The following is a 22,531-nucleotide window of genomic DNA, read 5'->3' on the forward strand; positions in this document are numbered from 1 at the left end:
GTTCGTTCTGTCCATTCAAAACACCGTCCGGGAGAGTCGTTCCGTGAGCTCCCGATGCTCGAACAGTTCCTCGATCGCGTCCAAAAGCAGGATCGCGACGTGGACCGAGACGATGCCGTCGGCGCCGCGGCCGGAGCCGTCGATGTCGACCCGCTCGAGCATCTCGCGGGCCGGCGCGATTTCCGAGAGCGAACCGCGCTCGGCGTCGATACGGTCGGCGACCTCGTCGGCACGCGCGGCGAAGGCACGCCGCGCCGCCATCGGGTCCTCGTTCAGCCGCTCGATCAGCGTCTTCATGTGGAAATCCCCCGTCCACCGGACGTTCGCCGCGCTCATGTCGGAGCAGGCGGTGAACAGATCCAGGTTCCGCTTCGTCGACATCGCCTCCGAGATCGTCTCGGTGGCCTCGGCCGCCGCGTCGAGGGTCGCGTCTGCGACGGTGTCGGGGTCGGCGTCGATCTCGGCGAAGTAGTGGCCCCGTTCGGGGAACGATTCGACCGCATCGAGGACGGTTTCGACGACCGAGGCGTAATACTGCGGGATCGCGACATCGACGCCGGATTTGGCGGTCACGTCCCGGAGTTCCGTCCGTATCCGGTCGATCCGGTCGCGCTGTGGCGCCGAAAGGCTCCAGGTGAACGACGCCTCCAGCGTCACCGTCTCGGCCGGCTGATCGACGACCGCGCGATCGTCCCTCGTCTCGAAGAGGTGCTCGAGCTGTTTCGGGGGCGCCAGACTGACTCGGTACCGGCCGACGAGTAGCCGGTCGTCGACGTATTCGCCGCTTTCGTCGGTCGTCGCTTCTTTCGTCCCCTCTCCGCTGTAGAGGCGTTCGAGAGCCGGCTCCTCGGGGACGATCTTGATGTTCATTCCGCCCGTAGCGACCCCGTCGATCCGGGACTGGACCCGGAGTTGTCCCGGTCGCTGAGACAGTTCGATCGTTTCGTTGAGCCCATCTTTGGGGAGTTCACGCTCGACCGTCGCCTCCTGGTATTTCTCGTGGTCGACGACGAGGGCGACCGTTTCGGCTTCGGGCGGGGGATCGAACCGCACTTGTCCACCGTCGCCGGTTTGCTTCGTCTCCGTCGTTTCGTTCGCCTCCAACCGGACCGACGCATCCGGGATCCGGATATCACGTACTTCGTCCTGTACCGTCACGGAGATATCCGGGAGATCGAATTCGAGTTTGATCGGTTCGGACGCTCGTCCGAAATCGGCCTCGATGGGATCGGAGGTGTAGGTGCGATTTTCCGTTTCGAGCGTCGCCGAGAATCGCCACTTCCTTTTCGGTAGCTCCCATTTTTTCCATCCGTCCCTAGTTACCGTGGTTCGTCTATCGGTATTAGCGCCGCTACCGCGGACAGCCTCGATCTCGACCTCGTCGTTAATCCGATCCGTCCCGTCCGTGATATCGATATGTCTCGTCGTCGTCTTCTGTCTTGTTCCAGTTTGACCCATCTCGTCACTTTCCGATCCGGCCCGTTTGTCGCCACCCGCATAGCCGATCGCGAACAGCGCTACTACGGCAGCTCCGATTGGTCCCCAGGGATCGAAGGGGACCGGAAGTGATAAGACGCCGAGCGCGTCGACAAGCTCGATCGCCAGGATCACGACGGAAAAGATTATTACGGCAGCTAAAATAGTGTGTTCAACCTTGTCGTGAATCCCTTTCCACTGGCCAGCGAGGAACCCGCCGACGGTCGTAACGATCGCACCAACGAGCATGGCGAGAGCGAACAGGACCGTAGTGACTATCGATCCGCCCTCCGGCGGGGAGAGTTGGACGGCGACGATCCCCGCATCGGTCGCCAGTTCTACCATCCCTCCGTTCGCTTCGAGGGTGACGCCCGATACCTGGAGCCGTTCGCCGTCGATCGAGAGGTCCTCACCGGAGAGGTACGTCGACCCGGACTCGGTCCCGATCAGCACCGACGAGACCGACAGGGCTTCGAGGCTCCGATCGGTCTCGATCGTCGTGCCGTCGACGAGCGTCGCGTTGATCGACGCCGTCTCGGCGCCCGGTCCCTCGACCTTTTGCTCCCCGAGGAGGTCGCCGACCGAAACCGTTACCATGTTCGCGCCGGCGGCTTCGCCGTCGTTCGGGACCGGGATCGCACCGTCCCGAACCGCCGTCGCGTCGGTCGAGGTCTCGTTCTCGGCGTCGTCGATACTGTGGACCGTGACCGTGTGTTCGACCCCGTCCTCAATGTGCGGATGCCAGAGGACGATCTCGCCGTGCAGATAACGGATTTCAGGTGACGTCCCGCTGGCGGAACCGACCGGGGCTCCGTCCGTTTCGAAGCCGTCTGCCGTCGTCTCGTCGGGGGCGACCTCCTCGCGGAACGTTCCGAGATCGATCTCGACCGTCCGGGGATCGGTCAGCGATGCGTCCACCGTCTCGCCGGCCAGCACCAGTGACACGTCCGTCACGCTGGTGTTGGTGACGCCGACGGTCTCGACCGGTAGATAGAGCGTTCCGTCCTCGGTCCAGCCGCCGAAGGACGCCGACTCGACGGTGTGGAGGTCGGCCTCGTCCGAAAGCTCCGTATCACTCACTTCGACCGTCGTGCCGACCAACGAAGTATCGTCGATACCTCCGGATCCTGGCACCGATAACCGGTGCTGATACAGGCCGTTTTCCGGGGTAAACGCGCTTATATTCCAGGTCCATTGTACGGTCCCTGGATCGGTTCCTAAAGTAATCTCTCCGTTCGGAACCGAGCCGTTCGGCCCAACGGCAGATTCCGCGAGGGTAACAGTAATATGATCCCGGGATGTCCGCGCGGCGGCGAACTGTTCCTCATCGGAGAATCCGACGAGAACTGATCGGTTCTCGTCCGAACCGTCCGCGACGCTAACCACGAGATCCATCATCCCCAGATCGCGGTCCGTGGTCGAATACGAGAACGTTTCCTCGGTCGCCTCGCCGGATCCGAGTTCGATCGACCTCGATTCGATCGTTCCCTGGTCGTTCTCGATGGACACCGTCGTCTCCCCCGAACCGCCGGTGTTTTCGATCTCGGCGGTCAACTCGACGGTCTCTCCGGCGCTAACCGAGTCGGGCGGGCCATCGGTGATGCTGATATCGAACTGCGACTCTCTGTTGACGGTGAACGTCCCGGTTTGCTCTGCGTCGCCGATGGAGACGGTGAAATCAGCCTCGTCGGGAAGGTGCCCATCGACTGTGTAGGTGAGATCGACGGTGGTCGTTTCGTTCGGATCGACTGCTCCGGTCTCGGCCGTATCGACCTCACTTCCGTTAATGTCGAGACGGACGGTTCCGTTGGCCGCGCTTCCGCCGGTGTTTTCGACCGTCGCTTCGACGGTTATCTCTTGGCCGACGCTGGCTTCCCCGGGAGCGTCGACGGAGTCGATTCCGAACGTTCCGGTATCGGTCTGGGCGACCGCTACGGGGGCAAAGAGGAATCCGACCGCGGCGAGGACGGCGAGAGCGGCGACCGCGGTCCGGGCGTACCCGAGGTGATCGGTAGGTCGCGTCATGGTTATCCGGCGTTGGGGTCGGTGTACTCCTCGAGGTTCGTCACGATCTGATCGAGTTCGGCGTGTGTGAGGTCGGTCTCACCGCCGCCATTCGAGCCGGCCAGACTCTCCCCGAGCATCTCGAAGTCGTCCCAGGAGTGATCCAAAAGCGGATCCAGATCGAATCCCCCCAACAGGAGCAACACGTCCACGTCGCTTCCCTTCCCGCGCTTCGGCGTCAGGCTCGCCTGTCCCGCGACGTTGATCCCGTGGCTGTCCGTCCAGTCGCGGAACGCGTCGTAGACATCGGGTTCGGATATCTCGCCGTTGTCGATCATCGATTCGGGTGCCCGAACGATCGCGTACGCCGCCCGCGTCGTCTCGACGTCCATCGGCACGAACGTGTTTTCGGCCGCCTGTTCGAGCATGTACTCCAACTCGAAGATGGACCCGTCCAGATCGGTCGCGACCGCTGGCGTGAAGTGGTAGGCGTCCATCTGGGAGGGGATCGTCACGTAGTCCTTGATATCGATGACGCTTCTGGTTTCCCTACCGGCCCCGATCATCAACTCGACCGCCTCGATGATCGCGCCGTTGATCGAGTCGTACTGCCCGTTTCCGTCGTCGCTGGCGGCCTCCAGATGCGAATTCGCCCCCAAAAGCACCATACCGGCGTTCTGAGTCCCGTCCTCGGTTCGCAACAGCCGGGAGAGCCCACACACCGCGTTGAAGTGTCGTTGGGGCTGTTCGTAGTAGTAGGGCCACACGCCGAAGGCAGCATGGATGACGCTTTCCATCCAGTCCTCGACGTCGACGCTTTGGGCGTCCGGGAGGCCGTTCTTGAACTGGTCGATGAGGTACGGGATCGAGCCGTTTCCGGTTCCGCCACCCAGCGTCGCGATATGCATGAACGCGTCCGTCCCGCTCATCTGATCCTGAATGTCGCCAACGATCCGATCGAGGTCCTCGAGGGCGCAAGCCTCCCCGTTCGGGAAGAAGTTCCCGGCTCCCTGCTGGGAACCGAACTCGAGAGCGTGGGTGTTCATCAGCTGTTCCTCGTCGCTACCGGATCCGATATGCTCCTGTAATCGGTCGATCGTGTTCCGGAGGTCGGATCGGTTGGTGTTCATCACCAGGATCCGTTCGTCGATCCCGGGGTTCTCCGCGCGATCGAAAAACTGCGAGGCGATCCGCCCACCGCCCTCACCCGATGCGATTACGCTCCATCTCGTAAACGTGTCTGATGCTGCCATTGTCAGTTATTCTATCTTGATCGCCGTCGCCGTCGTCGTCACGTCCTCGCCCGTTTCCAGCCCGGCGACCATCTCCCGTATGGTCGCGTCTGGCAGCGGTACCGACAAGAAGTTTTTTTTCGCCTCCTCGAACCGCAACTCGTCGCCGGCCTCGATGTTGTACCGGACGGTGTTTTTGAGCTCGCGCTCGACCTGTGAGCGGTCGTAGACGATGACCTCCTCGTCGGACTCGACGAGGTCGTACCCGTTGCGCTCGCTCCAGATGGCGATGAGACACGGAACGTACGAGTCCCGGACCGGCAGCTCCATCCCCGTCGAAACGTATCCCTGCTCCTCGAACGTCGAGGAGACTTGCGAATCGATCGCCGGAACGTGCTCCCCCATGTCCTGGTCGAAGTCCGAACACAGCCGCTCGCGGAGCGACCGTTCGGCGAACTCGACCGCAGTCGTCGTGTCGCCGTCGACCTCCAGTTCGCGTTCGACCGACCCGAACGCCTCGTCCCCGGGGTCTCCCGAAAGGGTGTACGTTCCGGCCGGCACCTCGTCGAATTCGACGGACGCGGCGACCCGAGTTTCGACGGTTTCGCGCTCCGAATGGACGCCACCGTCGAGTTCGACGGTCGCCTGCCGGAGTTCGCCGCCGCGCTCGTACTGGAGGTCGACCGTCACGTCGTGTCGCTCGACGTCGCCCCGCCGGAGCACCCCTTGGGCCGGATCGAACTCGATCGAGGGGTTGCGTCTGTTATAGAGTCCGAGGAACTGTTCCGCGTGACGGACCGGGAGGTCGTCGGCCGTCACCTCGCCGGCCTCCTGCAATCGGGTGTCGATCTGACCGGCGAAATCGTCGTACGCCTCGACGACGGACGCCTTCGTTCGTGCCGTTTCGAGGGCGTCGGTCAACCGTGCGGCCGCGTCGGCCCACTCGGCGGTGAACCGCTCGAAGTCGTCGATGTCTTCGAGCGTCTCCGCGAGCGATTCCTCGACGACGGGCGGTTCGTCGTAGTACCCGCCGGGAAGCTCCGCCGACTGGAGCGTCCGGACGGCGTCGTCGAGGTCGCGCTCCATCGACCGGATCATCGTGACGCAGGTCCGTCTGAGCTGTGCCTGCTTGCGCGTCAGTTCGGCCAGTTCCAGCGCCGAATCGAGCGACTCGACCTCGTCGCGCATCTTCGTTATCTCGTCGACGTACTCGGCGTCGACGTGTTCGTCGACGTTCGATCGTAACACGGCGTCGAGGAGGTCGGAAAGCCGATCGCGCTCCGCTTCGAAGGAGCCGGATAACTGATCCCGAAGCCGGTCTCTCGCCTCGAGTATCGACTCGGTCGCGGCGTAGTAGTCGTGGTTGTCGGCCGCTCCGGACGCCGATTCCAGTTCCGCCTCGATGGCGTCGATATCGTCGGGACGCATATCGCCCCGTGTCATCTCACGGACCGTCTCGATCGCCGCCTCGATCGCCTCGTCGGCTTCCTCCCGAGCCTCGTCCAGCGTGTCCCGGTACGCCGGGATCGGGTCCGTTGCGGGGGGGAGCGACACCGACGGCGCGGATCGAACGAGATCGACGTCCTCCAGACGGGCGGTCTGAGATTCGATCTCGTCGGTCTCTTCCCGGGCGAACTCCCGGAACAGCTCCTCGAACTCGTCGTGGAAGGACTCGATCTCCGTCTCAAGGCGTTCGAACTCCTGAACGTCGGCACTGTCGACGCTGCCGGTGAGTTCGAAGGACCCCGATCTCGGTTCGAACCGGATGCCCTGGGTCCCGAAGTCCGCGACCAGCGAGTCGACGCGGGCGTCGACGCTCTGCGACCAGTTGGGATAGGCGTCCCGGAGATCGTTCAGCGTCCGGAGGTAGTCCTGAAACGTCTCAGCGACGCTCCGTCCGCGCTTTCGGACGTACTGCTGTTCGCTGGTTTTGCTCCGTGTAATCAACCCCCGTACGTACAGCGCGATCCCTGCGACGACGACGATCGGGATGCCGATCATCGTCGCCCAGACGACCTCGGACATCCCCGTGAGGACGAAGACAATCGCACCGCTCGCGGCTGCAGCCACGACGAGACCACCGATACTGAGTATTGTTCGTGTGCTCGAATTCATACCATCACCCGGATTAGATCGATCGCTCCGAGATACCACAACAGTCCGATCGCCCCGAGAAGGAGGACGATCCCCGCGACGGCCGGGACCAGCCCGGCACGGCGGTTATACGAGACGTCCCGACTGAGTTTCATCTGATCGCGGACGTTTTTTGCCTCCATGAGCGGGACGGCTGCCCCTAGAAGCGCTCCGCCGAGTAGCCCGGCTACGAGCGCCCCGCCGAAATACATGAGAACGGTCGAACGGGCGTCTACTCGCTGTGTGCTGACCGCGTTCTCGTACTCGGAGAGCGAGTTCTCGGCCGTCGTCACCGTCTCGTTCCGCTCTTCGCTCATCTCCTGCCGGACCAGGAACCGCTCCGCAGGGGAGAGGTCATCGGATCGAAGTTCGCTTGCGGCCTCGCTCTCGGCGTCGCGGAGATTATCGAGCCCCTGTTCCATCTCCGAGAGGGACTCGTTGGCGCTGCCGTGGTGCTCGTCCGTGTAGGAACTCGAATTTTCGATCGCGACGGCGGTTTCACGTAACGATCCGGACGCGTTCTCGATCCGGCCAGCGGCGTTCTCGAACTCGGTCGCTTCGGATTCGAACTCGGAGGAGGTCGAGACGTTCGTCCCGAAGGCGTCGCCCGACCCCTGTGCCGCGACCGGCGCCGCGATCCCGGCGGAGATCCCCCCGACGACGAACAGAACCGTCACGACGAGCGTGCTACGACGAATCATGAGTGCAGTCTGGCTCTGATCTGTCTCCGTTTGTATAGGTATACTCCGACGCCAGCGACGAGGATCCCGACCCCAAGCCCGAGCAGCGCGCCCCCGCCGGCGAGGGCGACCGCTTGATCGGCCAGCGCAGCGAAGCGCCTCGTCAGCTCCCCTGCCTGGCGCGCGTCGCTCGGCGAGAGTTGGCCGACGACGATCGACGCGAGCGCGACGAGTTCGGCCATCCCGCTCATGTTTATATCATCATCTGCTCCGATTGGTCCTCCTCGTACGCCTCGGCGATCGATTCGATCTCCGCGATCCGACCGAGGTCCTCGCGCCGGTAGGTCAGAAGCGTCGTCAGCGAGGCCAGCTTCCGGTCGCTGAGGGCGATCCCGAGGTTCACCTCGCTCAGCCCACAGCTCCGTTCGAGGAACTCCTGAATGGTCGCGGTCTCGACGCTGTGGCTCCCGTCGGTGAGGTACGAACTCGGGGCTCGGACGAGCGAGATGGCCTTTTGAGCCTTCTGGCTGTCGGCGTTGGCCAGCGTCTGTTTTGACGCCGACAGCCGGGACAGCGCCGCGCTGTCGATCTCGCGCTTCCCGACGAAAGGTAACAGATAGCCCGGAAGCGTCTGTGTCATCGAGACGGATCGCCCGATCGCGGCGTATCCCGGGCGTGAATCCCCCCCGATCCCGAATGAGAGGGAGGTCACGATGTCCTGAACGTCGATATCGGGCGTATCGACGCTCTCGACTTCGCTGGCGTCGACGCTGCTGAACACCGGTCCCGTGATCAGATCGTACAGCGACGCCGCGACGTAGGCGTTGTACTCCCCGAACTGCCCCGCCGAGGAGTCGAGATAGGAGATCCGTTGGTTGTCGACGAGGACGATCCCGTCGGCCTCGTCCTCGAGGCGATCGAGCCCGTATCTCGCGTTCCACGCCTGCCGTCCGGCGGCGATCCCGTCGTCGTTGGTGTCGTCCTCGACCGACCCCTTCGTGTTCGGCAGGATCGCGACCGCGATTACTTGGGCGTGACCGTCGGTGTACCGTTTGATCTGGCGGGCGAGATGGGGGCCGATTCCACAGCCTGTCCCGCCGCCGAGACCGAGACACAGGAACACGAAATCGATCGTGTCGGACGCCGCCGGGGCCGGTGTCGTCGCCTCCCCTCCCTCCCCCTCCTCTTCTCCCGGTGGCGGCGCCGTCGCGCCGAACCGGCGGTCGAGCAGGTTCTGGACTTCGGTGTCGTACTGGACCATCACCTCGTCGGCCCTGACCGGATCCCGGCCGAAGCCGCCGGTGACCATCTCTTCGAATCCCGGCTCGGACCGTTCCACCAGCCCGTGTTGTTCCGCGATCCCGAACTGGTTTTCCTCGGGGATGTTCGCCAGGTTCTCGAGGTCGCGGATGGTCGAGTTGAACACGAACGGCGTCCCGAGTGTCGAGATATCGGGACTGCTGAACAGGCCTAGCAACGAGTCGTCGGTGTACTCGAACAGCGCGTCGACGATCGCTCCCCCTGCCTGCCCTGCCCCCACAAACAAGTATGTCATTAACTTACACCGGTCGGTTTTCGTCGTTCGATAAAATAACTATCGGTCGGCTCGAAAATATCGGTCAAACGAACTGTTCCGGGTTCGAGGGTTCACCCTCTGAGCCGTCTGAGCATCACGCTGTACTCGTTGCGCTCGTAGAGTTCCTCGACGTGGTCGAGCACCGCGTCGGCGGCGAGTAACACGCCGGCCGCCCGCTGGGGTCTGGTCGTGAGCTCCTGCTCGGCGTCCGCCGACAGTTCCTCCGCCAGTGCGAGGAAATGTTTCGGGATCGAATGGTTGTGGTCGGGCCTGACCGAAACGAACTCGGACCTGATGTCCTCGATCCGCCCCCGAACGGTCGAGAGTAGTTCGTCGACGTCGTCGGACTCCCCACCCGAAAGCGACCGGGAGAGACGCGGGATCAGGGTCCGGTCGTAGTAGGAGATCTCCTGGTAGATGGCGTACAACTGGATGTCGTCGATCGATTCGGGGTCGTTGAGGAGTGCCTCCAGTTCCCGAACCCGATCGGCGAGGTGGCTGTACACCGGTGTGTCCTGGGTGGTGAGCTCCCGATCCAGCGAATCGAGCCGTCGCTGGACATCGTCGGGGCCGATCTCCGACAGCATCTCACGCGTCTCGGCGTACTCGTCGAGTACCTCGACGCTCTCGCGGATCGTCGCTTCGAGTTCCGACTCGTCGTCGGGACTTCTGAGCCCGTCGATCAGTTCCCGCGAGAGCCCGCTCGACGGGCGGGCCTGGCGATCGATCGTCTCGGCGATAGACTCGATCGGGGTCGACGGCTCGGTTACGACCACGTCCTCCCGCTGGAGTGCCGTCGCGAGTTCCGACAGCCGCCCCTCGGCGTCCCGGCTCTCGAACGAAACCGAGCCGGATCGGGCCGCCGCCTCACACACTGTCTCGGCCTCGCCGATCACGGCCTCGCGGTCGTCCTCCTGCTGTTCGAGCTTCCGGTTCGTCCGGATCAATCGGTCGACGAGCGGTTCGATCGCCGACGGGAGACGGCCCTGCTGTCGGTCGAGATCCCGCTTGATGTTCTCGTACACTTCGACGGTCGAACGGCGATCGGCGGGTTTGACAGCCTCGGAGACGGCCGCCCCGGTTTCGAGCCGTTCGACGGCCTCGGAGATCGCCGACCGAACCTCGTCTTCGTCGGCCGACTCGTCGGTCAGAACGCGACAGAGTTTCCGGGCGGTCGAGGAGTCGAACTCGGTCCGCCGCTCGACGCTACCGGCGGCCTCGGCGACGACCGGCGGTGACGAGTCCCGCTCTTCTTCGGTGTCCGACGACTCCCCCGTTTCGGCGGATTGGGTCTCCGTTCCCGGTTCGAACGGCGATCCGGCGCCACACGAGGGACAGAAATCGACATCGGGGGCGATCCGGTCGCCGCAACTCAGACACTCGCGTTTCGGCTCCGGTTCCGACTCGGCTCCGGCTGTACCGCCTTCCGAGTCGGAACCGGATGACCTGGTGCCGGTGCTGGCCTCCGTCCCCGCTGTCGACTGTCCCTCCGTACTCGAACCGTCCTGCGGCTGCTGTTGGGTGGTCCGCTGACCCATCGACATGTTGCGTCCGGACTTGACGTCCCGGAGCCGCTTTCTGACCGCGCTTATCGCGGCGTCGACCGTCTCCGTCGCCCCGGACCCGACTTCGATCGATTCGCCGCCCGCAGTCCGTATCTCGAGGGTGGAGTAGTTCCCGTCCTGGTGGGAATCGACGGCCGTAATCTGGTCGTAGAACAGTTCGCGGTTCGTGCCGCCGCTGCCGGCCTCCCGCGACGCCATGTTGTACTTGGCCCCCTGGTTGATGTTGACCGACGTTCCGGTGACGACGAGCGTCGTCGTCCGGTAGGTACGCGAGGGTTTGACGAACGGCGGCGACTTCCCGTTGCCCCTGGTGAGGGAGTATGTACCGGCCTCGGCGACGTCGATCCCCCTGGCGGCGCTCCGTTCAGCCTGCGAGACGAACCGGTTCAAAAGCTCCTCGTAGTTCGCGTTGACGACCCGCGTCCCCCAAAAGTAGATCCCGAACCCGGCGAGCAATCCGAAGAAGGTGATGATCCCGATCTGTCCGGCCTGGTCGACGACCATGAACCCGATCGTGGCCACTATCAGCGTTATCCCGATGATCGTAATCCAGAAATTCCACCCGATCCACCACGCGATCCCGTTGACGTCCTCTTCAGCGGTCATATACAACTCGATTGCGAGAAACGGGAAAAAAACTTCGGGGGTCGCTAGATGGGACCGATACGGAAACCGCAGTCAGCGGGAGATAACGGGGTTCAGACGCTCACGGCATGTTTTCTCGGCCGAGACAGGAGAACAGCGGTTCGATATCCGACCAGACGTCGCGGATGTTATCGGCCTGCTCGCTGTTGCCTTCCTGTTTGAGCTTCTTGGCGTGGTCGTACATCTCCTCTAGGGGCGGCATCTCGGGGTTCCACAGCGTCCCCCACAGGTAGACGTCGTCGAGATACGGCGTGACGAGTTGGTTGACGTGGATGTCGATCGACTCGGAGCCGTTCGTCCCGTCGGCGTCGAGGAACTCGTCGCTCGCGAGGATCTCGGAGACGACCCCGTCGTTGACGAGTTTCGAGATCTCTTCCATTTTCTCGTTGGGTCCGTACAACAGGAACGTACCGCCCCAGGAGGTGGTCGGATCGAACTCGGCGAGTTTGTTCTGAAACAGCGCGTTCCGCGCGAGGATTTCGAGTTTAGATCGGTCGAAGGAGTCGGCCCGCATGCGGCCGAGCACCGGTGCCAGGATGACGGCCGGGGTGTACTCGCGTTCGGGATCAACCTGGTATTTGTCCTGGACCGGCCGGAAGCTGTCGGCCGGGTCGAAGACGTCGCCCATGATCGACATCGTCGCCTCCCGGTCGAGGAACTGCGGCACCGACGACATCGTAAACGCCTCCAGGAACGCGACGAGCGGTTTGTTGATCTCCTGGTACTGGGGTGGGTTGTACTCGTCGAGGCGGTTGATACGGGGGTGGATCTCGCTTTTGACGCTATCGAGCCGCTGGTTGTCGAAGGGGATGATTGCGTCGACGGCCTTCGAAGCGCGCGTCAGCCCGACGATCCCGTTGACCTTCGCCCTCCCGCCGAAATCAGCGTACCGCCGGCCGCGGGACGGCAGGACGATGCTGCTGAAGAACGGCTTTTGCACCACGAAGTCGTCGTCGAGGACGCGCTCCCGGATCATGTCAGCGAGCACCGGCGTCGCCCCACAGCCGGTCCCTTTCGTGACGCTGTGGATGAACATGATCGCCTGTGAGTCCTTGAGGTGCTGCTGTTTGATGTCCCACCGCTCCTGGAAGGGGTTGGCGTCGTCCTCGAAGTCGGCTTCGATGAGATCGCGGCCGAGGTCCCAGCGGAACCCGGCCCCCGCGTAATCGTGCTTCCCGAAACCGATGATACAGTTCGGCAGCAGGTCGTTGCGGCTGTACCCGTGTTCCTCCTGTGCGTAGTAGGTCTGTTCGAGTTCGCTCACGTTCGTGTTGAGCGCGCCGTAGCCCGCCAGCCCGCCGTTCCAGATCACCGCGCGCTGTTCGTGGTTCTCCTCTAAGGTGTCCCGCCGGAGGAGGATCGCATCGAGGATATTGTTTCCCGCTCCGCCGACGCCGATCAGATACCACTTCTTCCCGTAGGCGTCGTCGAGGTGATCGTCGGTCGGCGTCTCGGACGCGATCGTATCGATCCCCGTATCGGTCTCGATCGGGTCCTCGGTTCCCATCGTCGCCCCCGTGCTCGCGCCGTTCTCCGGCGATTCAGCCGGGTCAGGGCCGCTGAACACGTCCTCGACCAGGTCCGGATACATCGTCTCGATCGACTGCCGTTCGTCGCGGTGTCTGGCCCGGATGTGTTCGACGAGCGTGTCGCTGTCCCACTGCCCCGTTCGTTCCATACAGATCTTACATACCCGTGTCATTGTCTCCCCGGATTGCCAGGGGGTAGCGCGCGCACCCTCTTAAACAGTGAGATCGTTCGGGGACGATCGGCGGTTCACCGTCGGTCGTCGCCGATCGTTACCGGCCGCTCGAGTACCGGTCGAGGAACCGATCGACGAGTTCGTCGATCCCGTCCGCGACGGCCGTCCTGTCAGTGAAACGGATCTCGAGGAAGCCGGGCGGGGCGTTCTCCTGTAGCGTGACTCGCTCGACGATGTCGGACTGTCGACGACAGAAGGTCGCCAGTGCCGCGAGCGTTCCCGGATCCGCGACTCTTTCGGGGAGCTTTTCGGTTTGGTACTCGACGACGTTTCCGTCGGATCGGTCGCGCTTGAGTTCCCGCAGAGTATAGAGGATCTCGTCAGTGAGCTCCTCGGGGTCGACCGTCTCTGGAGCGGGGCCTCCGCCGGATCCTCCGTGAGCGTGCTCCGGTTCCCGCTCGGGGCCGGTATCGGCTCTCCTGACGGAACGGGATTTCTCGCCGGTGTTCTCGATCAGGATCCGTTCGTCCTCGATGGAGAGCCCCACACCGTACTGCTGTTCCAACAGCGGTTCGAGTTCGGCGTAGAGCTGTTTCGCGATCCCGTTCGGGATCCGGGCGGACCGTTGACCGTGTTCGATCCCGCCGATGAGGCTCCGGAGGAAATCGACCGCGGTCAAAAGCGCCTCCGACTCCGAACGTAGCTCCCGAAGCTGCTGTGTCGCCTCGGCGAACGTACACTCGTGGAGGTCGGACTTCGCCTCGGCGATCCCGTTCTCGATGCCCCCGACGCCGTCGAACTCAGAGTGGCGATTCTCGATGACCAGCATCCGTGTCCGCTCCCCGACCGTACCGTCGATCTCGTCGGCCACCGTTCGGATTGATTCGATATCGGATCGGACCTCGTTCAGTATCCGGTCGAACTCTTCTTCCCGTTCCCGGACATAGGATTCTATATCCGACCGGTGGTCGTCGATCGCCTCGATCGCGAACGCGATGTCCCGAATCGAGATCTCCTCGTCGTCGATCCAGTCCCGGACGTGTCGTTCGAGTTCGCCGACGTGGCATCGACCGCCGACAGTCGGGAGATCGAGTTCCCGGAGCCGGGCGGGCAGGTTGACGATCTCGTATCCCTCACCGTACCTGGACGCGACGGACATCTCGAACCAGCCGTCGGCGAGTGCGGTTTCAATCCCGCGGTAAAGCTCCGTTTCGATCCTGTCGTCGCCCTGAGCCGCGTTCTCGCGGGCGTACCGGACGGCGTCGGGTGCGATCTCCTCCAGCCGATCGAGCGTCGCGTTATCGACGGTCGAGGGATTCGGCTCAGTATCGGGAGCGTCCCCGCTGACCGTGTCAGCGTGGCTGTCACGCTCCGAATCAGATCCGGTATCCGAACGTCCGCTGGAGGGGGTTTGGTCCGGCATCAGTACGAGCGCGCCGACGACGCCGCCGACCGTAACGACCGAAACCAGCAGTACCAAGAGAAGCGACGCGAGTGCGCCCGCCGAAATGGCGGAGACGGCGAGCCAGCCGAACAACAGGACGACCACGACGCCGGTACCGACGCCGAATGCGATCCCGAGCCGTCGCTCGCTGCGGACGAAGAGGGCGATCCCCTGCCCCAGCCAGCCGAGGGCGCCGAAGAAACAGAGGACGGACACGGCCCCCGCACCGCCCTCGGTCGCCACCGCCGCCCCGTAGAACCCCGGGACAATCAGCAATCCAGCCGCCGTATCCGTTCCGACAGCGCCGGCCACAATGGCCTGTAGTAACGACACCGCAAGCGGGATTCCGGCCGCAGCCCACGCCAGGAGTGCCCCCCGATTGTACCGCATGTACCGGCCTGTCGTATTTGGAATATATAAATCCGGCGTGAGGTTCGTAGGTTCGGTCGGACGTGATCGACCCGTTTCGGACGGGAGTCGAACGTCACCACGTACCGACCGTGGGGGCGGTCGAAACGGTTTAGTTGAACGCTCGCGCACCGTCAGTATGCCGACGGAACTTACTGAGTACGATCCCACGTTGGGGAACAAATTCGTTTTCGTAACCGGCGGGGTGATGTCCGGGCTCGGCAAGGGGATTACGGCCGCCAGTACCGGCCGATTACTCGCCAACGCCGGCTTCGACGTGACGGCAGTGAAGATCGATCCGTACCTCAACGTCGACGCGGGAACGATGAACCCTTACCAGCACGGGGAGGTATACGTCCTGAAGGACGGCGGAGAGGTCGATCTCGATCTCGGGAACTACGAGCGGTTCCTCGATATCGATATGACCTTCGATCACAACATCACGACGGGCAAGACCTACCGCCACGTCATCGAGAAGGAGCGCGCGGGCGATTACCTGGGAAACACCGTCCAGATCATCCCTCACATCACCGACGACATCAAACGGCGGATCCGGGAGGCCGCCGAGGGCCACGACGTCTGTCTCATCGAGGTCGGCGGGACTGTCGGCGACATCGAGGGAATGCCGTATCTGGAGGCGCTGCGACAGTTCGCCCACGAAGAGGACGACGACGATATCATCTTCGCGCACGTGACGCTCGTCCCGTACTCGAAGAACGGCGAACAGAAGACGAAACCGACCCAGCATTCGGTCAAGGAACTCCGGTCGATCGGCCTCCAGCCGGACATCGTCGTCGGCCGCTGTGAGGACAGACTCGACCCCGAAACCAAACGGAAAATCGCGCTGTTCTGTGACGTTCCCGTCGATGCGGTCTTCTCGAACCCCGACGTCGAGGACATCTACCACGTCCCGCTCATGGTCGAAGACGAGGGGCTCGACGAGTACGTCATGTCCGAACTCGATCTCGCGGGAGAGGCGATCCAGAAAGCCGACCGCGAAAACGAGTGGCGAGGAATCGTCACACAGGAGACGACCGAGGAGATCGACATCGCGCTGGTCGGCAAGTACGCCCTCGAGGACGCGTATCTCTCGATCCACGAGTCGCTGAAACACGCCGGCTTCGAGACGAACACCGACATCAACGTCCTGTGGGTCGACGCCGACGAGATGGACGGCGACCACGAAGCGCGGCTCGAACGCGCCGAGGGGATCATCGTCCCCGGCGGGTTCGGGGCCCGCGGGACCGAGGGAAAGATCGGGGCCGTTCAGTACGCCCGCGAGAACGACGTGCCGTTCCTCGGGCTGTGTCTGGGCTTTCAGATGGCCGTCGTGGAGTTCGCCCGGAACGTCTGTGGGCTCGAAGGGGCCCATTCGGCGGAGATGGAGGAGTCGACGCCGCACCCGGTCATCGACATCCTCCCCGAGCAGTACGAAATCGAGGACATGGGCGGGACGATGCGGCTCGGCGCCCACGAGACGGACATCGAGCCCGGAACGATCGCCCACCAGGTCTACGGCGCTACCGCCTGTACCGAACGACACCGACACCGCTACGAGGTCAATCCCGAGTACATCGAGCGCCTCGAGGCCGCCGGCATGGTCTTTTCGGGGCGGGCCGAAAACCGGATGGAGATCCTGGAGTTGCCGGATCACCCGTTCTTTTTCGGCACGCAGTTCCACCCCGAGTTCCGGTCGCGGCCGGGGCGGGCCTCGCCGCCGTTCGTCAGCCTCGTCGAGACGATCCTCGAATCGGAGGAGACCGACGCCGAGGAGGTGACCGCCTGATGGTCGACGCCGAACCGTTCATCGGCGAGAAGATCGAAGAGATCGGCGCGGCGATCGGCGACGAAAACGCCGTCATCGCACTGTCTGGCGGCGTCGATTCCTCGACGGCCGCCGCCTTGGCCTACGAGGCAGTCGGCGACCAGCTCACGCCGGTGTACGTCGACACGGGGCTGATGCGGAAGGGCGAAACGGAATCGATCCGCGAGACGTTCTCCTACATGGAGAGTCTCCGGATCGTCGACGCCCGCGATCGGTTCCTCGATGCCCTCTCGGGGATCACCGATCCCGAGGAGAAACGCCACGCCATCGGCGAGGGGTTCATCCGGGAATTCGAGACCGTCGCCCGCGACGTCGACGCCGACTACCTCGTCCAGGGGACGATCTACCCCGACCGGATCGAGAGCGAGGGGACAATCAAATCCCACCACAACGTCGGCGGACTCCCCGACGTCGTCGATTTCGAGGGGATCGTCGAGCCGATGCGTGACCTCTACAAGGACGAGGTCCGGGAGGTCGCACGCGCGCTGGACCTCGAGGAGGTCGTCTCCGAGCGAATGCCGTTCCCCGGTCCCGGGCTGGCGATCCGCGTCCTCGGGGAAGTCACCGAGGAGAAACTCGAAGTCGCCCGGGAGGCCAACCACGTCGTCGAGGACGAACTCGAAGAGTACGAACCCTGGCAGGCGCTGGCGGCAGTCCTCGGGAAGGCCACCGGTGTCAAGGGCGACAACCGGGTCCACGGGTGGGTGGTCTCGGTCCGCTCGGTCGAGTCCCGCGACGGGATGACCGCCCGGGCCCAAGAGCTCGATTGGGAGACGCTCCAGCGGATCCAATCGCGGATCACCGGCGAGAACGAAAACGTCGCCCGCGTCGTCTACGACGTGACGCACAAACCCCCGGCAACGATCGAATATGAGTGAGATCGTCATCGCCGGCGGCGATCCCGCGGGGCTGGGCGGGGCGCTCGAACGCCAGGGGGCGACGGTCCGTCACGCCGAGGGGACGGCCGATCGTCCGGCGCTCGAGGCGGCGGGGATCGAAGACGCCGATACGCTCGTGGTGACCGACGCGGGGCTGGCCACGTCCGTGACTGTCGCCCTCGATTGCAATCCCGATCTCCGGATCGTCTTCTATACCCGGGATTCGGTTCCGGAATTCATCAGGGGACAGGCCGGTCACATCGTCGATCCGGCGGTTCTCGATCCCGATACCGTTTCCGAGGAACTGTTGCGGTAGGGCCGTTCAGGGCTTCGGCGCGGCGTTCTGCAGCGCCGTCTCGGCGACGTTGCCGCCGTAGTCCGCGCTCCGGGAGAGCGAATCGACGATCAACCCGAGCGACTGTGCCTGCTGGGCCTCCAGTTCGTGGATTCGATCGTCGACCGCCCGGGAGAGTTCGTCGATCCGGGTGAGACGCCGTCTGGCGTCGTTTGCGAGCCGGGTCGCCTGGTCGGAATCTTCCTCTAAGAGTGCGTCCATCCCCACCTCGATTACCTCCGTGGCTTCCCCGTGGAGCGCCTCGAGCGCCTCGGCGGCGTCGGACGGCGGAGCCCCGAGCGTCTGGGCGTGGGTCGCGATCTTTGCGGCGTGGTCGGCGATCCGCTCCAGCTGTCTGGCGCTGGAGTGATAATCGAAACAGGTCTCCCGGTCGAGGCCGATCTCGGCGGCGGCCGAGGGATCGCGCAGCACCGACCGGAACACGCGCGAGACCATCGACCACAGCCGGTCGACGTCGTCGTCGCGCTGGACGACGTCGGCGGCGAGTTCGTCGTCGTCCTCTATGAGCGCGGTCACGGCATCGTCAAGCATCGTCGTCGCGACGAGCCGCATCCGGGTGACGGCGTTGTGCATCGACAGTTCCGAGGAGTCCAAAAGGTCCTGCAGCCGGACCCGGCCGGAGGTCTCGCCGATCACTTCGAGCCCGACGAGCCCCTGGGTTGCCTCGCGGATGCTCCGGCGTTGGGCGGCGGTCACCTGTGAGGTCTCGAGCGTAATGATGTCGAAGCCGCTGACGTACATCGTCACGACGGCGCGCATGAGTTCCTCGCCTTCCAGTCCCGTGATGTCGAGCGCACCCTCGATCTTCCCGTCGTCCGTCTCGGGAATCAAAAGCAGCGTCTCGTCTTCGGGATGGAACTCGATGCGGCTCCCGCCGGAGATCCCGTTTTCGGTCGCCCAGCCTTTCGGGAGCGAGACAGTGTACGTAGATCCGCCGGTCACCTGGACTTTTCGCGTCTCCATATCGAGGTATATGCGGATATAGTATAAATTAGTGTCGAGATATATAGAAACGGGCAATCGGTCCGGAATCGTCGCGTTACAGCGGTTTCTTTGCCGCAATATCGTCCGATTTGGGATCAATATAGAGAGATAAACGTTATCGAACATAGAAATATATAGAAAGCACAGCGAGCTACGTATGGCCGTATCGATCATCGGACAGCGATGGAGCGAGACGGGGGACCCGTCCGGCCGACGCGCGGGGAACCGACGTTCCGGTATCCTGTGGCCGGTCACGCCCGATCCCGCGGCCGCGTTCGTCGAGCACGGGCGGGCGCGTTCCTCTCTGTGACGACGATACGGAGCAATCATAGGTTCAGAGGAAACCGCCGACCCGACGACAGAGACCGGACCGGTCGCCGATTCGCCGACAGCCGGGGTAGCCGAGACGACCGAACGCCGCGGGACGGGGCGGACAGTCATCGGGATCCGGAACATCGGCGTCCACTACGGCGAAACACGGGCGCTTTCCGAGATCACGGTGTCGATCCCCGAGGGACAGGTGACGGCGCTGATCGGCCCCTCCGGCGTCGCGTCGGCATGGTGTTTCAAAAGCCCAACCCGTTCCCGAAATCGATCCGGAACAACGTCGCCTACGGACTGCGTATCCAGGGGTACGAGGGCGGTATCGACGCACGCGTCGAGGGATCACTGAAGAACGCCGCGCTGTGGGACGAGCTGAAGGATCAGCTGGGCGAGTCGGGGTTGGAGCTGGGGGACAACAGCAGCGGCTCTGTATCGCCCGCGAGATCGCACCGAACCCCGAGGTGATCCCGATGGACGAGCCGGCGTCGGCGCTCGACCCGGTCGCGACCCCGAAGATCGAGGATCTTATCGACGACCTCGCCGAGGGGTACACGGTCATCATCGTCACCCACAACATGCAACAGGCCGCCCGGATCCCCGATCGGATAGCCGTCTTTCTCACCGGCGGCGAACTCGTCGAGTACGACGACACCGACGCTATCTTCGGGAATCCCGGAACCGACCGCGTCGAGGACTACATCACCGGCAAGTTCGGAGAACTGCCGGGGATCGCCGAGCTCACCAGTCGGACGCTCGTCGGACATCTCCCGAAGAGACATATCGGAGTGTCCACAAACCGACCCTAATGGCGCGCAAGGGATTCCAACAGCAGTTGAGCGAGCTCCGCGAGGAGATCCTCTATATGAGCGAGATCGTCCTGGAACGGCTGCGGATGGGACTCGACGCCCAAGAGACGAAAGACGAATCGCTGGCCAAGGAAGTCATCGAAGGCGACCACGAGATCAACGAGCTCTATCTCGGTCTGGAGCAGGACTGTATCGACCTGTTCGCGCTCCAACAGCCCGTCGCCGGCGACCTCCGGTTCATCGCCGCCTCGTTTAAGATCATCACCGACCTCGAACGAGTCGCCGACCTGGCGACCAACCTCGGCGAATACACGCTCCAGGCCGAACGCGACCTCTATCCGGACGTCGACATCCAGGGGATCGGCGACGCCGTCATCGAGATGGTCGAGAAGGCGATGACTGCCTACGCTGAGGACGACGCCGAACGGTGCTTCGAGATCGACGACCGGGACGACGATATCGACGCGATGTGTGAGGACGCCTCCGGCATCGTCGTCCGCGACCTCATCGAGACGGAGATCGACGACACCTCCTCCGACACCGAGATCGAGTCGCTCATGTCGGAGGTCTCGCGGCTGCTTTTGACGATCCGGGACCTAGAGCGGGTCGGGGATCACGCGGTCAACATCGCGGCCCGAACCCTGTATATGATCGAAAACAGCGACGAACTGATCTACTGACCGGGGCCGCCCCGTCCCGGCCGGCGTCTCCGAGGACGACCCCTATTAGTGGTCCCACCCCGTAATCGGGGCATGGACTCGACGTTCGAGGGGGCCGTGCTGGACATGGACGGGACCATCTATCGCGGCGAACGGGCGATCCCGGGCGCGACCGAAGCGATAGCGGACCTCCGGAGGGCAGACACTAGCCTGCTGTTTTTTTCGAACAACCCGACGAAATCCAGGCGGGCCTACGTCGAACGGCTGGCGGGGTTCGGGATCGACACCGAACCGGATAAGATACTCTCCGCCGGGACGGTGACGACGCAGTATCTGGCGGAAACACACACCGAAGAGACCGTCTTTCTGATCGGCGCGGACGGCCTCCGCGAGCAGTTCGAGGCGGCCGGGATCGACCTCGTGGACGACGCGACGGCCGCCGACGTGCTGGTCGTCTCCTGGACACGGGAGTTCGGGTACGGCGACCTGCTCGCCGGGTATCGGGCGATCGAAGCGGGGGCGACGTTCTACGGAACCGACCCCGACCGGTTGATCCCCGCCGAGGAGGGAATGGTCCCCGGCTCGGGAGCGATCGTCAACGCCGTCGCCGGGACCGCCGGGCGCGAACCCCTGAAGGTCCTCGGGAAACCGTCCGCCGAGGCGCGGCGGGCGGCCCTCGATTCGCTGTCCGTGCCGCCGGAGCGGTGTCTCGTCGTCGGGGATCGGCTGAACACGGACATCGCGCTCGGCGACCGGGCGGGAATGACGACGGTGCTCGTCAGAACCGGCGTCAGTACCGACGCCGACCTCGAGGAAAGCGACGTCACGCCGGATCACGTCATCGACTCGCTGGCCGACATCGCGGACGTGCTTTGATTCTCACCTCCGGCTGGAACCGCGAGCTTTCGTTTCGCTCTCGCTGTAATGCGTGATAATACCTACCAAGGGTTTATATGCGGTCGACACCCATCCACGAACATGGTGGAAACCTATACACCGTACACGTACGGCGATGCGGACATCGAGGCGGTCGGCGAGGACCCGCCGCACGAACGACAGCACGGCACCGACATGGTCATCGTCGACGGGTCGACGATGAGCTACAGAAGCTACACGAGAGCCGAACCCGAGTGACCCCCGCGGGCCGACAACCGTCGGCCCCCGGCCCGGTCGCCGCCGACGGCCGGACCGGCTCCGTCCCGCCCGTTTGTGAGCGGGGGTGCCCCAAGCAAGGACCGTCGGGCACCGACGAGCGGACGGTGTATTTATATACGTAACTCAGTGGAACCCGCGACCGACGTCCTCCTCGATGAGGTCGTCGAGTTCCGAAGAGAGGAGTTCCTCGGCCTCCTCGAAGGTGTCCGAGAGGTCCTCGAGTTCCTCGGGCCGGTCGTACATGTCGTACTCCATGGGCCCGAAAGCGGGGCTATCGAGGGCGTCCATGACGTCCTCGAAGAGGGCGTCGCCGGTCGTCGGCGCCTCGGCGTGGGTTTCGATGACGGTTTCGAGTTCCTTCGCCCGCGCTTCGGCCTGGTCTTCGTCCTCGATGCCCTGATTGACGCCGAACCGGCCGCCGCTGTCCTCGCCCGGAAAGATCGGATCGAGCTCGTCGTCGATCCGCCGGGCGACCTGCGAGCCGACGCCCTGTACCTCGAAGGGGTTCTTCGCGAACGTCTTCAGCTGGAAGACGCCGACCGACGGGTGTCCGAGGAACATGTCCTCGCCGACGCCGCCGCTTCGGTCCCCGGCGACGGCCCGCCACCCGCTCGGCTCGGCGTTTGATTCCACGACGTCTTCGAGGATATCCTGCCAGTCGCGGACGCGCATGTCCGTCA

18 protein-coding genes and 1 pseudogene are annotated in these 22,531 nt (G+C 63.8%); 8 read left to right on the forward strand and 11 right to left on the reverse strand.

Annotation, left to right across the window (positions count from 1 at the left end; genetic code table 11):
• Positions 1–15: 15 nt before the first annotated feature.
• From KM295_RS02380 to KM295_RS02420, 9 genes are all read right to left on the reverse strand, one after another.
• Entirely contained in the window at positions 16–3,501 is a 3,486-nt protein-coding gene (locus tag KM295_RS02380; RefSeq protein WP_256028266.1) for a CARDB domain-containing protein, read from the reverse strand.
• 2 nt (positions 3,502–3,503) lie between these two features.
• On the reverse strand, positions 3,504–4,733 hold the full coding sequence (locus KM295_RS02385) for an FtsZ/tubulin family protein (protein ID WP_256028267.1): 1,230 nt from the start codon (positions 4,731–4,733) through the stop codon (positions 3,504–3,506).
• 6 nt (positions 4,734–4,739) lie between these two features.
• Positions 4,740–6,782 carry a hypothetical protein gene (locus KM295_RS02390; RefSeq protein WP_256028268.1) on the reverse strand — a complete coding sequence of 681 codons (2,043 nt, stop codon included), beginning with the start codon at positions 6,780–6,782 and terminating at the stop codon, positions 4,740–4,742.
• A gap of 41 nt (positions 6,783–6,823) precedes the next feature.
• Entirely contained in the window at positions 6,824–7,546 is a 723-nt protein-coding gene (locus KM295_RS02395; protein WP_256028269.1) for a hypothetical protein, read from the reverse strand.
• Positions 7,543–7,776, reverse strand: coding sequence for a hypothetical protein (locus KM295_RS02400; RefSeq protein WP_256028270.1), 234 nt, complete (start codon positions 7,774–7,776; stop codon positions 7,543–7,545). Before KM295_RS02400 ends, KM295_RS02395 begins: the two co-directional genes overlap by 4 nt.
• 2 nt (positions 7,777–7,778) lie before the next feature.
• Positions 7,779–9,080: an FtsZ/tubulin family protein gene (locus tag KM295_RS02405; RefSeq protein WP_256028271.1), complete on the reverse strand. Its 1,302-nt coding sequence runs from the start codon at positions 9,078–9,080 to the stop codon at positions 7,779–7,781.
• A gap of 92 nt (positions 9,081–9,172) precedes the next feature.
• A complete protein-coding gene (locus KM295_RS02410) occupies positions 9,173–11,272 on the reverse strand; it encodes a zinc ribbon domain-containing protein (protein ID WP_256028272.1) in 2,100 nt (699 codons plus the stop codon).
• Between the two features lie 100 nt (positions 11,273–11,372).
• The gene (locus KM295_RS02415; protein ID WP_256028273.1) at positions 11,373–12,989 is read right to left on the reverse strand and encodes an FtsZ/tubulin family protein; all 1,617 of its coding nucleotides are present in this window, start codon (positions 12,987–12,989) and stop codon (positions 11,373–11,375) included.
• 121 nt (positions 12,990–13,110) lie between these two features.
• The gene (locus KM295_RS02420; protein ID WP_256028274.1) at positions 13,111–14,847 is read right to left on the reverse strand and encodes a hypothetical protein; all 1,737 of its coding nucleotides are present in this window, start codon (positions 14,845–14,847) and stop codon (positions 13,111–13,113) included.
• 157 nt (positions 14,848–15,004) lie between these two features.
• Here KM295_RS02420 and KM295_RS02425 point away from each other — a divergent pair, with 157 nt between their 5' ends.
• From KM295_RS02425 to KM295_RS02435, 3 genes are read left to right on the forward strand one after another with little or no spacing between them, the layout of a single operon-like run.
• The gene (locus KM295_RS02425) at positions 15,005–16,651 is read left to right on the forward strand and encodes a CTP synthase (protein ID WP_256028275.1); all 1,647 of its coding nucleotides are present in this window, start codon (positions 15,005–15,007) and stop codon (positions 16,649–16,651) included.
• A complete protein-coding gene (gene guaA / locus KM295_RS02430; protein ID WP_256028276.1) occupies positions 16,651–17,568 on the forward strand; it encodes a glutamine-hydrolyzing GMP synthase in 918 nt (305 codons plus the stop codon). The genes KM295_RS02425 and guaA overlap by 1 nt, the downstream gene beginning before the upstream one ends.
• Complete coding sequence (locus KM295_RS02435; RefSeq protein ID WP_256028277.1) at positions 17,561–17,884, forward strand: DUF7126 family protein; 324 nt, start codon at positions 17,561–17,563, stop codon at positions 17,882–17,884. Before guaA ends, KM295_RS02435 begins: the two co-directional genes overlap by 8 nt.
• Before the next feature lie 6 nt (positions 17,885–17,890).
• On the opposite strand, the gene KM295_RS02440 is transcribed toward KM295_RS02435, so the two are convergent.
• Positions 17,891–18,886, reverse strand: a complete 996-nt coding sequence (locus tag KM295_RS02440; protein WP_256028278.1) for a phosphate uptake regulator PhoU — start codon at positions 18,884–18,886, stop codon at positions 17,891–17,893.
• Between the two features lie 178 nt (positions 18,887–19,064).
• Here KM295_RS02440 and KM295_RS02445 point away from each other — a divergent pair, with 178 nt between their 5' ends.
• The 5 genes and pseudogenes from KM295_RS02445 to KM295_RS02465 all read left to right on the forward strand — a co-directional run bounded on the left by KM295_RS02445 (position 19,065) and on the right by KM295_RS02465 (position 21,830).
• Positions 19,065–19,217, forward strand: coding sequence for a hypothetical protein (locus tag KM295_RS02445; RefSeq protein ID WP_256028279.1), 153 nt, complete (start codon positions 19,065–19,067; stop codon positions 19,215–19,217).
• Positions 19,218–19,235: 18 nt separating this feature from the next.
• Positions 19,236–20,037 (forward strand): annotated as a pseudogene (locus tag KM295_RS02450) (phosphate ABC transporter ATP-binding protein).
• Entirely contained in the window at positions 20,037–20,717 is a 681-nt protein-coding gene (phoU, locus tag KM295_RS02455; protein ID WP_256028280.1) for a phosphate signaling complex protein PhoU, read from the forward strand. Before KM295_RS02450 ends, phoU begins: the two are co-directional and overlap by 1 nt.
• 72 nt (positions 20,718–20,789) lie before the next feature.
• Positions 20,790–21,572: an HAD-IIA family hydrolase gene (locus KM295_RS02460; protein WP_256028281.1), complete on the forward strand. Its 783-nt coding sequence runs from the start codon at positions 20,790–20,792 to the stop codon at positions 21,570–21,572.
• 102 nt (positions 21,573–21,674) lie between these two features.
• Positions 21,675–21,830 carry a hypothetical protein gene (locus tag KM295_RS02465; protein WP_256028282.1) on the forward strand — a complete coding sequence of 52 codons (156 nt, stop codon included), beginning with the start codon at positions 21,675–21,677 and terminating at the stop codon, positions 21,828–21,830.
• 144 nt (positions 21,831–21,974) lie between these two features.
• Here the strand turns inward: KM295_RS02465 and KM295_RS02470 are convergent, their stop codons facing one another.
• Complete coding sequence (locus tag KM295_RS02470) at positions 21,975–22,523, reverse strand: hypothetical protein (RefSeq protein ID WP_256028283.1); 549 nt, start codon at positions 22,521–22,523, stop codon at positions 21,975–21,977.
• Between the last annotated feature and the right edge of the window lie 8 nt (positions 22,524–22,531).

It is taken from the genome of Natronomonas aquatica, from assembly GCF_024449025.1.
Classification (GTDB): Archaea; Halobacteriota; Halobacteria; order Halobacteriales; family Haloarculaceae; genus Natronomonas; species Natronomonas aquatica.